This is a genomic window from Sphingobacterium sp. UBA5670 (assembly GCF_002420705.1).
Taxonomy (GTDB): domain Bacteria; phylum Bacteroidota; class Bacteroidia; order Sphingobacteriales; family Sphingobacteriaceae; genus Sphingobacterium.
In genome coordinates this window covers 311,055-324,265 of sequence record NZ_DIIM01000002.1, presented here as the reverse complement: position 1 = coordinate 324,265, position 13,211 = coordinate 311,055, and the positions used below count along the sequence as shown (strand labels likewise).

Genomic DNA, 13,211 nt, shown 5'->3' with positions numbered 1-13,211 from the left:
TCGATGGTTTAAACTAAATCTGATAATTTGTTTCGAAATTAAAAGTCCGAGCTGTTAGTGTACCCAATCAAAATTGCTTATTGACATACCTGTTGATATAAGCTCAAGTATATCAATAAGCTTTTTGGAATTTAGTATATTATTGTGCTAAAAATGCCAGTGCTTTTGTTAAAAATGCTTCATGATTTTGATAAAAAGCTGCGTGACCAGAATCTGAAAATTCAACAAGTTCAGCGTTTTCTAAATTCTGCTGCATATGATATGCATTTTGAACAGAAATTGGAAGATCCTTATCGCCATGTACGATTAAAACAGGCTTTTTAATAGCTTTAATTTCTTCAAGTGCAGTGGCATCAGGTTGCGCCCAAGCTAAAACGGCAGTAAACTGAGCTGTTGAAGTAGCATCACTAAGTGCCGGATCCCGATCAACGGTACGTAGTTGTACGCGGGCAAAAGATGCTTTTCCTGCCGCAATGCTGGCTTGTGATTCAGTAAATCCGAATTTTAAGTAAGATTCTTCAGGACTAAGCCCCGCAGTTCCCGCTACAATATTTGGCAGATTTGCAAGACCGATAGCTCCTTTAGGCCCACTATCAGCTAAAATAATCTTATTAATTATCGAAGGTTCTGTCAATACAATTCTTTGGGCAACAAATCCTCCCATTGAGAATCCCATGATATTGACGGTTCCAAGCTTCATTGCTTTGATAAAATCAATCGCGTCATTAGCCATTGCTTGGATTGTATTTGGTGTTGTCCCTTTAGAGGAAGCTACTCCCTTGTTATCAAAAATGATTATTTTATACTGCGCTGCAAGTCCATTGGTCACCGCAGGATCCCAGTCGTCCATAGACCCTCCCGTTCCCGGCAATAATACCAGAGGAGTACCGCCTTCCTTACCCCAGCTGCGATAGGCGAAGTCTACTCCTTTTACACGTATAAAGTTAGTTTTTGCGTTGTTATGGTTTACCGCCGTTGACTCTTGTTCGGTTGGAAATTTGTCTTTGTCGCTACATGCAATTGATACTGCAGAAAAAAGGGATAGGCAGACAGCGCTTACGATCGTAAATTTGCTAATTGTTTTCATTATCTTCTTATTTAGTTCTGATTATGAAGCAAACTTAAATCAAACAACCAGACTAAATACGGGCAAAAGAGGTGAACCAGACAAATTAGTAGATGAATTGGACATTCCAGCTATTAAAGCCAATTACAGACAAAATCATTATTTCCTTGCAGATTTATCATACAGTAATGTTTTATTTATTTTCGGTTCTTCAGCACCCTGTACCCTTTTTCTCAAATATAAGCGGCGAGTGCGGACACCTTATTTAGTTGACATTTATTTTTTTTGCTGCCCCGGATATCCTGTTGTATAACGCTCTCCCACAATTTCAACTTTTGCGAGATCATTTGATAACTTTTTTATTTCTTCCGAACCAAACTGATAATCTGCCGACCACATATTTTCCTGTAAGTGTGCTAATTTAGTGGTACCAGGAACTGGAACAATAAACGGCTTATTTGCCAATAACCAAGCTAAAGCAACCTGTGCCACGGTCAAACCTCTATGATCCCCAAATTCTTTGAGAATATCAATGATCGGCCAATTTGCAATAATGTTTTCAGGCTTATAGCGTGGCAATGAGGTTCTGTTATCATTAGCAGCGTTATATTTTGTTCGCTCATTAATATATCCCGAAATTAGTCCTCGACTTAGTGGACTATAGGGAACAAATCCTATCCCCAGTTCTTCACATAAATCTAATACAGCATTTTCTGGATTACGGGTCATCACTGAATATTCACTTTGTATCGCCGTGACAGGCTGAACTGCGTGTGCTTTACGAATAGCATTCAAGCCATCAGCACTCGTATTAAAATCCCGTTCGCTCATTCCGAAATGTTTCACCTTTCCTTCGGCAATGAGATCTTTTACCGTCCCTGCCACATCCTCAATGGGAATTTTGGGATCAATACGATGCTGATAAAGAAGGTCAATATAATCAGTCCGTAGATTTTTTAGTGAGTTTTCTACAACCTGCCTTATCCGTTTAGGGCTGCTGTCAAGACCAATTTCTGGTTTTCCGTCTATAAAGCCAAATTTTGTACAGAGTACAATATCTTTACGTATAGGCTGAAGCCCCTCTCCCACCAGCTTTTCATTTAAAACCGGGCCATATGCTTCCGCGGTATCAAAAAGGTTAACACCTAAGTCAGCCGCCTTGCGCATTAAGTTAATCATCGCATTTTTATCAGGGATAAAGCTTCGGTGATAACTCATGCCCATACAGCCTAATCCAAGCGAGGAAACTTCAATACGATGAGCACCAGCTCCTAAAACTCTTGTTTTATTTTTCGTCGGTTCTTCATTGTCTTTGCTCGTTTTGGTTATATTGTTTGCATTAGCAAAGCTCCCAATTGCTGATGATGCAAGTAGCGCCACTCCCGATAGTACGCCTGTTTTAAGGAAATTTCTACGATTGTTATTTTCTATGCCTTTCATTATTTCAAAGATTCATATTACCCTGTTTACCAAATTTCGGAATATCAGTTTACGTTGTTCGTATCTTAATGATAAAATATAAGAATTACCTATAGCAGTATCATCTTGCAAATCGATCAATAATTGTCCACCCAAATGAGAAGCTGTATTGATCGGCGCTAGTATTTTAGCAAATCAACGTGGTGATTCTGTCTAACATTTTCATTTTTACTATTTCTATAAACCTGTAGTTTTCTCAATTGCTTCAGTGTATCTACCACCTGCAACTTTCAATTTATCTGCCTCGGAAGTGATTGTAGAAATCTCATCAGCAGATAGACTGACCGATACAGCGCCAATATTTTCTTCTAAACGGTGGATTTTTGTAGTACCCGGAATAGGCGTAATCCAGGGCTTTTGCGCTAGAAGCCAAGCTAGTGCAATCTGAGCAGGTGTAGCTTCTTTCTCAGCTGCAAATCTCTTTAACAGATTAACAAATGCAAGGTTCTGCTCTCTTACCTCAGCAGCAAAACGTGGTGAGTTCTGACGGAAATCGTTGGCCGCAACCGCTGTCGTTTCATCAAAAGCACCTGTCAGGAATCCTTTGCCTAATGGGCTATAAGGTACAAGCCCAATATTTAATTCCTCCAACAATGGAATGATTTCGTGCTCAGGTTTACGGAACCAAAGTGAGTATTCATTTTGCAAAGCTGAAACGGGATGTACAGCATGTGCTCTGCGGATAGTCTCGGCTCCCGGCTCAGATAATCCAAAATACTTGACTTTTCCTTCCTGAATAAGCTCTTTTACAGTACCGGCCACTTCTTCGATCGGTACATTGGGATCTACCCGATGTTGATACAACAAGTCGATATAATCAGTATCCAATCTCTTTAAACTTCCCTCAACGGCTTTTCGAATTTGTGCAGGCGTACTGTTGGTCCCAGCCATTTTGCCCTCCTCGATATTAAAACCGAATTTAGTTGCAATGATCACTCGTTCCCGCAACGGTTTCAGAGCCTGGCCTACAATTTCCTCATTGGTATAAGGTCCATAAACTTCCGCGGTATCAAAAAATGTTATTCCATTTTCTACAGCTTTGTGAAGAAGCTTCGTTGATTCCTCGGCAGAAATATGGTGTCCGTAGGAGAAATTCAATCCCATACATCCAAAACCCAGAGCTGAAACTTCTAAGCCCTGATTTCCTAATTTTCTTGTTTGCATTGTATTCAAATTTTATAATACAAATTTCAATAAAGAATTTCAAGGGAGCATTAACGTAATTACTGGATTAATTACCACTTTTACTGTTTTATAATTCTGACGATTTTAGTAACTTATCTAGATTACTTTTTTTCTTACCAAAATCACTGATGGAGTTAAACGAGCAATGGAACAATCCTCCGTTTAAGTAAATTTGTACTATAAGAATCCAAGAAATGGAAATCAAGAAAATAAATACTGTTGGAGAATATAGTACTTTGCGAGCTGCAGAGACTTTGCATCCGTTGATCAACGTGTTGGATTACGAGAATCTCGCATTACTGAAACCAGCATCTTACAATTTCGGATTTTATTCCATCTTTTTAAAAGATACGAAATGTGGTGACTTACGATATGGAAAAGAACTTTACGATTATCAGGAAGAAAGCCTGGTCTTTGTAGCACCTGGACAGATTTTAACGGTTGAAAAATATTTATCAGGCGTACATCCAAAAGGGAAAGTACTGATCTTTCATCCAGATTTTCTAAAGGGAACTCTCCTAAGCAATATATTAAATGATTATAGTTTTTTCTCCTATGCTTCTAACGAAGCATTGCATATGTCCAAGAAAGAGAAAAATCTGATACTAAGTATGTTTGAAACCATTGAAGATGAATTGCATCAGAATCTAGATAAGCATAGCAAAACATTGGTCATTTCTCATTTGCAGGTTCTATTAAATTATGCCACCCGCTTTTATGATCGTCAGTTTATCACTAGGGAGCACGTCAATAGGGGAATATTGGAACGTTTTGAATCTATTTTAAATGATTATTTCAATTCAGAAAAACTTCAGGCAGTTGGAATGCCAAGTGTGGCATATTGTGCAGAGCAATTGCACCTATCGGCGAACTATTTTGGTGACCTTATTAAAAAAGAAACAGGTGTATCCGCACAAGAATACATTCAAGAGAGAGTCATAGATTTGGCTAAAGAGAAAATGTTTGATTTGAATAAATCAATAAGTGAGGTTGCTTACGAGCTGGGGTTTAAATATCCGCAGCACTTTACCAGACTATTCAAAAAGAAGGTGGGTATGTCTCCGGTTGAGTATAGAAATTTGAACTAGGATTTTAACCAAAATTTAATAAATTAAGCCGAATGCTTAAGACCCACAATAGAACCCTAAAAGTCAGGGTATACAGCAGAGTGCTGTTGCTGCGAAATATATTCTTTCGGCGATCATTCCTTTTTATAGCTATTAAAATTGTCCTGTATAAGTTTTGCGACCAGTTGTGGATTCTGGTAGTAAATACCATGTGAATATTTCGGAAGCAATATGAGCATGCTATTGTCATTGTCTTTTAGTAATGCTGTATAATGCTGGATCCGCAATTGATCGTATTCCTTCCACCATGCTTTAAAATTGATACCTAAATTTAATTTACGGTCCAGTTCTTCATCAGGCAGCTCAATATTTTTGTTGTAGGATATGATCACCGTAGCAGCAATTTCCCTTCTCAATGGCGGCAATGTTCTATATTCATGAAAGTATCCTTTCAAATTGGACCTAAGCGCCCTAGCCGCATCAATATGGGCTCCCGGACTAGAACTTTCATTTTTGGACATCTGCTCCATAATAATTCTTGAGATCTGCTGATAGCTCGTTTTACTCTGGGAAACAATTTTAGCCTCCTCGTCCTCTTGCTCTGATAACATAAAATCCGTTGGGTCCGAAAAAACCAGTCCGCATACTTCATCTGGATACTGCGCAGCAAACAGACGAATATAAGGTCCTCCAATGGAATGCCCCACTAACAAATAAGGTGGTAGAATGTCCAAGGTATGCAAGAGACCATGTAACCGCTCCACCACCTGGCTATCAGCCAGGATACTGGCGTCTGGTTCGGACTCGCCGATACCGTTTCGTTCGTACTGAATACTCGCAATATGGCTCGGCAAAAGCGGTAAAATTGGATCAAATGAACCGCCGCCCAAACCAGCTTCGAACACTAAAATGGGGTCGCCTGCCTTCCGATTGGTAAGATTGTTAGTTTTATAGGCCATTTTTTTCCCTCTGACAATAACCGTTTGACCTTGATTAGGCTGTGCAGATACAACTTTCGTAAAAGCTGTGCATAGAAACAGCAACAACATTGTTTTGACTATATCTTTCATAAACAATAAGTATATCGAGCTAAACATCTGTTACACTGAAGCTAAGATTTTTTTTTTAAAAAAACGATGAAACTTGATCGCTAACTTTGGATACTAAAACCAGACAGTATTATATCAGAGTTTATAAGGTGATTCCATGAATGGGTCCCCGGCATATTGTTGCGAGCGCAGTTGGAGTCGCGCTTTTTATTCGGAAGAAAGCGGTTGGCTACTTTCGCAACAACCGCTTTCTTTGGTCTGTTCGATTAATTTTCGTAAATCACACCTTCGTAGCAAGCGTTATAAAGATTTTTTAAATCCTGCAGGCTTGGCTTACGTGGGTTAAAACCTGTACATGGATCTTGTAAAGCATTTTGCGCCATATACTCCAGATTTTTTTGCCAGTCTTCCTTCGAAATACCAAATGCTTTCAGGGAGCCAATGTTGTTGACCGCTGCTCTTAATTTTTCAATTTCCTGTGCCAATCCTTCTGCCGAATCTCTACCGACAAGTTTGGCCAGATCTGGATATCTTGTTGTAGCTGTCTGATTGAAACGGATGACATTGGGCAAGAAAATAGCATTTGAAGCTCCGTGAGGAACGCCGTAGAGTGCACCTACCTGATGTGAGAGGGAGTGTACAATACCCAACCAGGCATTATTGAAAGCCAGACCACCCATGAAAGATGCATCGTGCATATTTTGGCGAGCTTTAATGTTTGTCGGGTTCTTGACCGCTTCTTCCAGATTTTCGAAAACAATTTCCAGTCCCCCTTTAGCCAGGGCATCGGCATAGTTATTTTCGATATTGGACACATAGGCTTCCACACAATGTGTAAGCGCATCTAGACCAGTATTGGAGGTTATATGTGCTGGCATCGTGGCGCAAATCTCGCCATCGACAATAGCGATATCCGGAGTCAATTCATAGGATACGATTGGATACTTCACTCCTTTTTCGCGATCAGTGATCACAGCCAGCCCCGTAGTTTCCGTACCTGTACCGCTTGTTGACGGAATGGCAATGAATTTAGCCTTTTGACGCAACGTTGGCACGTTAAAAGGTTGGGTCATCGCTTCAAAATTGGCATCCGGATATTCATAAAATACCCACATCATCTTTGCCGCATCAATTGCCGAGCAACCACCTAGACCAATGATCCAATCCGGTTGAAAATCAGTCATCACTGCAGCACCTCGAAGGCTTGTCGCTGATGATGGATCTTCTTCGACACCGTCAAAAATGGCAGTGTCCAATCCTGCTTCAGTTAAATAGCTTATGGCCCGGTCCAAAGTTCCGCTTTTTTTCATGGATTGACCACCAGTTACGATAATCGCTTTTTTTCCAGTTAGATTTTTCAATTCCGACAATGTACCAGCACCGTGGAATACTTCGCTGGCAACAAATAATTTGCTCATATATTTTATATTAAATTTCTGCTGCAAAGTTACTGTGCCCGGAAAGGCCAATGTTATACATTACTAACGATATGATATACATTTGATCCAACATAACCAAAGGAAATAACGCTATCAAATACACAATAGACTTAAGTCTTATACATTTGCGCCAATTGCTGCTGCAGATTGGTTGGCGTTTCATCCAGTTTGGCACGCACAAACTTGTTCAGTGCCGCCGGAGAATTGAATCCAAGTTCAAAGGCGATCTCTTTATGCGAATAGTTGGATAAAAGCAGTAGTTGTTTGATTTCATTCATAATCCGCGCATGAATGGTTTCGATGGAGGTGAGTCCTGCAATCTTGCGGGTAATTTCATTTAACTTTTTTGGTGACAGCTGTAATTTTTCAGCATACCAGCTCACGGTACGCTCCGTTTTATAATGCCTTTCAAGTAGTTCCAGAAATTTACCATAAATCTTCGCGTTTTCATTGCTGAGCTGGCTATTTCCCCATTTGGTATGGACAAATTCCACCAGTTTAAGCAAGATGATTTTAATGTAGAATCGAGCCTGTTCCTTTTTGATTGATGTTAAATCCTGATAAGATTTTTCGACCTGCTCCAGCAGCAGTTCTATTTCTGCGGTCTCGGCCTCGGGCAATTCAATATGATTGAGCTTCACGGAGATATTGTAGTTGTAAATACTCAATTCGTTTTTTAGGATATCCGAACAGAATAGTACTTCATCAAACAGGATCAACTTGCCTTCAAAGTCATCGCTAAGCAATTCTTTCGAGGAGAGCTGACCGGGAAAGATAACGCATATATGAGGTGCATTGACGGTATAGCCGCGGTCTTCAACTTGCAGATTGAGCTGACCTTTTTTGACAAACAGAAGGCAAAAATGGTCTTTTGTGTGCGGTTCCTTGTAGGCTGCGATGGCTTCCCTGTCCAGATCAAAAATATGAAAGGGTGTGATTGCCCTTTCGGCCTTATATTGTATATCTTTTAGATGATAAACTACCATAGAGGCCTATGATAAGCATTTATTTTGAATTCCTCAAATTTACTTTTCGTCAAACTAGCCTGAGCAGAAGCCTGTTTTCTCCTTCACATCAAAGCATTCGAAACACTGAACAATAAAACGTGAACCGACATCATTGAGATCACCGAAAGAGCCTATACCAAAATATAGACAAAAAATGGCCAGGCATTAAACCTGACCATACAATTAAATCAACCGAAACTAAACTTCCTAAATTGAATCGATCGTCAATAAATAGACAGATGCTTGAAGTAATTAGTTTGATTAAAATAAAAAAAGTTTGGATTACTAGCCCTCGAGACTTAATAACTGGTACCTTTTTGTCATTAAGCTAATTAAATTAGAAATATTGCTGCGGATTTCAGCTTATTTTTTGATTATTAATAAGGCTATATCCTGTTTTGCAAGCACGTGGCCCTTGTTGACAATATTACTCTTGAGATAAAGAAAACACTGGTTGCTTTGATCGAGTTTACCGATAGCCACTTTAATAGATTTTACATCAAGTTCGCCAATCTGTGTCGGATCTACTTTATCCGGATCCGCGATGAATTGTCCGTCTTTCTTAAATTCCTCCAGTTGCCAGGAGTACCCTTTCCAAGGTCCGGCAACCAGAGTAGTAGTTTTAGCATCCTTCGTGATCCGCTCTTTGTAGGGCAAACCTAGACTATCAACCATGACCCTATGTTCATCTAAATCAAGTACTAAATATTTTAAATAATCCGCGAAACCTTCGGGCTCAAAATGAATACTCCTGTCCTTTCGAATAATCTTAAGCGGTATCGTTCCCATTTTGTCCATCTTAATGGATTGAGAAAACTGCATAAAATCGGCATATTCCGTTTCGCTGATACCCAAGTTTTTGTGATACGGAATAGGCTCACCAGGTTTTAGTTCTTTCATCATTTTGAGAAACCAATCTTCATTGTCTTTGATGGCAAGTTTCATTTTCTCCACAATAGCAAGTTGCGATGCGTCAGGCCCGGGAATTCCCAGCACCACTGCGGTATAATTACCTTCAGGAAGAAGTTTATCAACGAATTGGAGCGCGATAACATTGCTATCTACTTCTGATTGTGTTTGCGCAAAAACATCGATGGAAAATATTAGCGTATTTAGAAGAGCAAAAAAACGAAGATATCGGTATAAAACTTTCATGTTAAAGGTATTTAATCTATGAAATTACAGTTTAATCCTGACATTCTTCTATCTTCTGGCCAAAAGTGTATCTCATAATAGATGAACAGTATTATAATATAGCATAATTATTTGCGCTCATGTTTATGCGATCCCATCGGAGATGTTGTTTGTTCATCGAGCTAAAAGCCAATACATAGTAAAGTTTCGCCTGCATTTACGGGCGGAGTGCCTACTTTATAAAGAATGACTCCAGATTCTGGTGAATGGATTCTGTGCAGGATGTTTCCAAAAACATCCGTAATATAACCGATTTCCATCCCCTTTTGCACCTGATCTCCGGCTATGAGCTCGCTATGAAATATACCTTGTACGGGAACAGACAAATAGGCCTGCTTGTGATAATATTGTAAGGGGAGATACAGAGGATCCAACTGTTTGTCTTTGTACATCTGTAAATGTGCCATCGTCCTATAAATCGCCTCTTTAGCGACTACAATTTCCCCTTTTTTCCAATTCCCCAACTTACCGATTTCCATACTAAAAGCGACAATACCCTGGCGAACAGCTTGTTTAAAAGCAAACATGGCTGGCTTATCCGGAGGTAATGTATAAGGGTATGAAACAATAGAATTAATACCGCTTATTTCACACAGGCGCTGGGCACGCTTGGTCTGCGTCTCAAACTCTTTATTTTCATAGTAACACATAAAGGGCATCAGATCTTCACCGACATCACCGCCATGCATATCCAAAAGAATATCGGTGGCGGAAAAAATCTCACGGCTAAGAAAATCCGCCATTACCTCGGTGATACTCCCTTTTGGATCACCGGGAAATACGCGGTTCAGATTGAGACTGTCCATCGGATTGACAAAAGCACGTCGCTGAAAAAAAGAGGGAATATTAACTATCGGGATTATAATCATATTGCCCTTTAATCTTTGAGGATCTATCTCTTTCCGCAGCTCCAGCAAAGATAAAATGGTGGGATATTCCATGCCGTGAATACCGGCAATGACCGTAAATGTAGGTCCCTTTTCGGCACCATGTATATACGTGATGGGAATATCTACGGTATTATTATCTCTTGAATTTAGACGAATTGTCGTGTCTTTAATTGTGGCCTTGGGTATATCCATCAACTTGTCTATTCTTGATACCTGCGCGTCTATTTTTTGCAAAAAACAGGACAGAAATATCCATACTGTAAGCTTTTTCATTATTATCGTTAGTGCAATAAAGTTGCAAATATAGTAAATATTAAGAAAATGGAATCAAAATTGACCAAATAGATCCAAAGTATGCTTCCATCAGCTTCAGTGAAATTTAGGGTAAGAAATCTTGTACACCCTTCTTCTTTAGAGCAATAGCTTTAATCCAATAGAAATATTACGCCCCGGTAGCGGAGCTATATATTTGAGCATGGAATTTTGCGGACGTGCTTCAACATTCAATAAATTATTTCCGGAAATAAAATAGACAAATTCATACTTTTTTAGATTCACCTTGTAACCTAATTGACCAGATAGCAAGGAATACGCCGGCATAACTGGTTCAATATTGATATTTTTACCTAAATAACGCTGTTTCAGGTACCGGTCGAAATTGGCATTCCAAAAAAACTTTTTATATTGAAGTAAAGCGGATATTCCATATCTACTGGTCGGTAGGTTGGGCATATAGTCTCCTTCAGCCCATTTGCGCATACCATCATCTGAAGTATTAATATTTTTGACAAGATCGGCAAAAGTATTTAATACGAGATGACAATCGGCTGCCCATGCATAGGTATAACCTCCTTCCAACTCCCACCCCTGGATCTCGGTGTCTGAAGCACGCCATTCCTTTACCAAAAAACCACCAGAACGGGAAATGCCAGTATGGGCCAAATAGAGATAATTTTTAAAGAAGCTGCGGTAATGAGCCGCTGACAGTTTTAATCCACCATATTTTATCCCTCCGGATAACTCATAGGAATTTGAGCTTTCCTTGTTAAGTCGATCATCTCCATTTTCTTCTACCAGGATCGCGAAATGGTCGTTCCCTGCATAAAGTTCATTGACCCCCGGTGCACGTTCTGCGTGTGAAAATGTAGCCTGGAAATAGGCAATGTCAAAAATCGAATAGTTGATATCTCCCGAAAAGTGGTTTAAACTAAAATCCCGGGCCGAAAGCTGGCCCCCGGCCATTCCCCGGCTCTGAAGGTAGGTAGGATCGCTCAGGGCACGTCGGGCAACCCAGTCATGCCGGTACCCCAAATGAAGGGTAACTGGATTAAGTTCTATTGTCTGCAAAGTAAAAACACCTCCTTCCCGACTCAGATTATTGGGAATATACCGCCGATCCCCTTCGCCCTTTAAGGCTACAAATGAAAAATCAAATCCACTCGTCCCAGACCAAAAACGGGTAAACTGTTGGGTTATCTCAGACCGAAACGCATGGCGTTCACTATCGAACTTATTGACACGGTACCTGCCCAAGAGCTCCCGGTCGTCCGATAGCTCACCTCTATAATTAAATTTCATCTCCGAAATCAACTGTGTTCTCGGCTTAAAAGCAGATTCTAACTGCCAGGCATATGAATAAGTGCGCGTATTGATCGGTTCATATATGGGATTCCAAACCGTACTGTGGCTATGGACTGGCTTATTGCGTTGCGCAAAACCGGGAATACCATAATAGCTTTCAAGAGCGTAAAGCCCTAAACCTACTCGAAAGTTGTCTCTGATATAGCTGGCTCCTGCATTGACAGCTCTTCTCTCGGCATGGCTATTGGGCATCACTCCGCGTTTGACAGGAACATAATCTGTAATTCCATTCACGACTTCGGTGTACAATGGTGTATTGGGATCCTGTCCAGCGATATATTTGTCATTTTGAGGATTTAGGACTTTTGCCCCATTAATAAACGAATAATCTTCAAAGGTATACAGGTCGGCCTCCGATAAACCCCACTTTGGATCGCCCATATTATTGAGCACAAACTGACTTAAATAGGGATATAGCGTCAGATTTCGAATCGTCTCGCGATCGACATTTACCTGTGCCATTGCGGCTGTCAAATGATCGATCTTAGGATCATAAGCAATGGCTGCCTTTGTATTGCCCGGAATCTTAAGGTCTCCGTGCGTGAGTCTCATTGCGCCGATATGTCCCACCCAGTATTTTCCGAGGTTTGTATTGAAGGCTAGCGACTGGCTATTGCCACTATTAGTTCCTAACTCCGCACTGGCCTGGCCTGAGATCTTCCTTGGCAAACGGGTCATAGGAATAGTGTTGTCTTTGAGATTGACCGCTCCTCCAATCGCCTTTCCTCCAAATAACACACTTGCAGCACCCTTGTAAAGTTCTATTTCGCGTAGATTTTCCATATCGAAATTTGGATTTAGGTTAGGACTGATTCCCGACAAATCATTGACCGAAAGACCATTGGAAAGAACACCTACCCTGCTACCACTTAGACTGCGTATCATCGGCATGCCAGAATTGGGACCGAAAGAAGCGTTTTGTATCCCGGAAATATGACTCAATGTTTCACCGAGCGTTTGCGCTTGCATACGATCTAGCTGATTTCGACCTAGCCTCTTCTTTTGCCCATGACCTGGCACAAAGCCAGTTGTCTCTACGATGGGAAGCGTATAACTTCGCAACGTATCCACTGATTGTTTGCTCTGTGCTTGCGCAGTTTTTGCGATAGATAACATCACTAGAGATGCTAAAAAAACTTCTTTCTGATACCGTAACATAGTGTCGCCTATTCTGTTTGAGCTGCAAAAATAAAA

At 40.4% G+C, this 13,211-nt stretch carries 10 protein-coding genes; 1 reads left to right on the top strand and 9 read right to left on the bottom strand.

Going from position 1 to position 13,211, the window contains the following annotated elements; genetic code table 11:
* Positions 1 to 139: 139 nt before the first annotated feature.
* From B3C94_RS02385 to B3C94_RS02375, 3 genes are all read right to left on the bottom strand, one after another.
* A complete protein-coding gene (locus tag B3C94_RS02385; RefSeq protein WP_293898385.1) occupies positions 140 to 1,087 on the bottom strand; it encodes an alpha/beta fold hydrolase in 948 nt (315 codons plus the stop codon).
* Positions 1,088 to 1,342: 255 nt separating this feature from the next.
* A complete protein-coding gene (locus B3C94_RS02380; RefSeq protein ID WP_293898382.1) occupies positions 1,343 to 2,506 on the bottom strand; it encodes an aldo/keto reductase in 1,164 nt (387 codons plus the stop codon).
* A gap of 216 nt (positions 2,507 to 2,722) precedes the next feature.
* Complete coding sequence (locus B3C94_RS02375) at positions 2,723 to 3,709, bottom strand: aldo/keto reductase (protein WP_293898380.1); 987 nt, start codon at positions 3,707 to 3,709, stop codon at positions 2,723 to 2,725.
* 215 nt (positions 3,710 to 3,924) lie between these two features.
* On the opposite strand from B3C94_RS02375, the gene B3C94_RS02370 reads away from it, so the two are divergent.
* The gene (locus B3C94_RS02370) at positions 3,925 to 4,818 is read left to right on the top strand and encodes a helix-turn-helix domain-containing protein (RefSeq protein WP_293898378.1); all 894 of its coding nucleotides are present in this window, start codon (positions 3,925 to 3,927) and stop codon (positions 4,816 to 4,818) included.
* Between the two features lie 113 nt (positions 4,819 to 4,931).
* Here B3C94_RS02370 and B3C94_RS02365 read toward each other — a convergent pair whose 3' ends face one another.
* From B3C94_RS02365 to B3C94_RS02340, 6 genes are all read right to left on the bottom strand, one after another.
* On the bottom strand, positions 4,932 to 5,867 hold the full coding sequence (locus B3C94_RS02365; protein WP_293898376.1) for an alpha/beta fold hydrolase: 936 nt from the start codon (positions 5,865 to 5,867) through the stop codon (positions 4,932 to 4,934).
* 245 nt (positions 5,868 to 6,112) lie between these two features.
* Positions 6,113 to 7,264, bottom strand: coding sequence for an iron-containing alcohol dehydrogenase (locus B3C94_RS02360; RefSeq protein WP_293898374.1), 1,152 nt, complete (start codon positions 7,262 to 7,264; stop codon positions 6,113 to 6,115).
* A 131-nt stretch (positions 7,265 to 7,395) separates the two neighbouring features.
* Positions 7,396 to 8,271, bottom strand: a complete 876-nt coding sequence (locus B3C94_RS02355; RefSeq protein WP_293898371.1) for an AraC family transcriptional regulator — start codon at positions 8,269 to 8,271, stop codon at positions 7,396 to 7,398.
* A 384-nt stretch (positions 8,272 to 8,655) separates the two neighbouring features.
* Complete coding sequence (locus B3C94_RS02350; protein ID WP_293898368.1) at positions 8,656 to 9,447, bottom strand: hypothetical protein; 792 nt, start codon at positions 9,445 to 9,447, stop codon at positions 8,656 to 8,658.
* A gap of 161 nt (positions 9,448 to 9,608) precedes the next feature.
* Positions 9,609 to 10,649, bottom strand: coding sequence for a succinylglutamate desuccinylase/aspartoacylase family protein (locus B3C94_RS02345; RefSeq protein ID WP_293898365.1), 1,041 nt, complete (start codon positions 10,647 to 10,649; stop codon positions 9,609 to 9,611).
* Between the two features lie 138 nt (positions 10,650 to 10,787).
* Positions 10,788 to 13,133, bottom strand: a complete 2,346-nt coding sequence (locus tag B3C94_RS02340) for a TonB-dependent receptor (RefSeq protein WP_293898362.1) — start codon at positions 13,131 to 13,133, stop codon at positions 10,788 to 10,790.
* Positions 13,134 to 13,211 lie beyond the last annotated feature (78 nt).

Bases quoted from the DNA above. Each gene is read 5' to 3' on its own strand.
- B3C94_RS02365 (WP_293898376.1), bottom strand. From the start codon at position 5,867: ATGAAAGATATAGTCAAAACAATGTTGTTGCTGTTTCTATGCACAGCT.
- B3C94_RS02380 (WP_293898382.1), bottom strand. From the start codon at position 2,506: ATGAAAGGCATAGAAAATAACAATCGTAGAAATTTCCTTAAAACAGGC.
- B3C94_RS02350 (WP_293898368.1), bottom strand. From the start codon at position 9,447: ATGAAAGTTTTATACCGATATCTTCGTTTTTTTGCTCTTCTAAATACG.
- B3C94_RS02345 (WP_293898365.1), bottom strand. From the start codon at position 10,649: ATGAAAAAGCTTACAGTATGGATATTTCTGTCCTGTTTTTTGCAAAAA.
- B3C94_RS02375 (WP_293898380.1), bottom strand. From the start codon at position 3,709: ATGCAAACAAGAAAATTAGGAAATCAGGGCTTAGAAGTTTCAGCTCTG.
- B3C94_RS02355 (WP_293898371.1), bottom strand. From the start codon at position 8,271: ATGGTAGTTTATCATCTAAAAGATATACAATATAAGGCCGAAAGGGCA.
- B3C94_RS02370 (WP_293898378.1), top strand. From the start codon at position 3,925: ATGGAAATCAAGAAAATAAATACTGTTGGAGAATATAGTACTTTGCGA.
- B3C94_RS02360 (WP_293898374.1), bottom strand. From the start codon at position 7,264: ATGAGCAAATTATTTGTTGCCAGCGAAGTATTCCACGGTGCTGGTACA.
- B3C94_RS02340 (WP_293898362.1), bottom strand. From the start codon at position 13,133: ATGTTATCTATCGCAAAAACTGCGCAAGCACAGAGCAAACAATCAGTG.
- B3C94_RS02385 (WP_293898385.1), bottom strand. From the start codon at position 1,087: ATGAAAACAATTAGCAAATTTACGATCGTAAGCGCTGTCTGCCTATCC.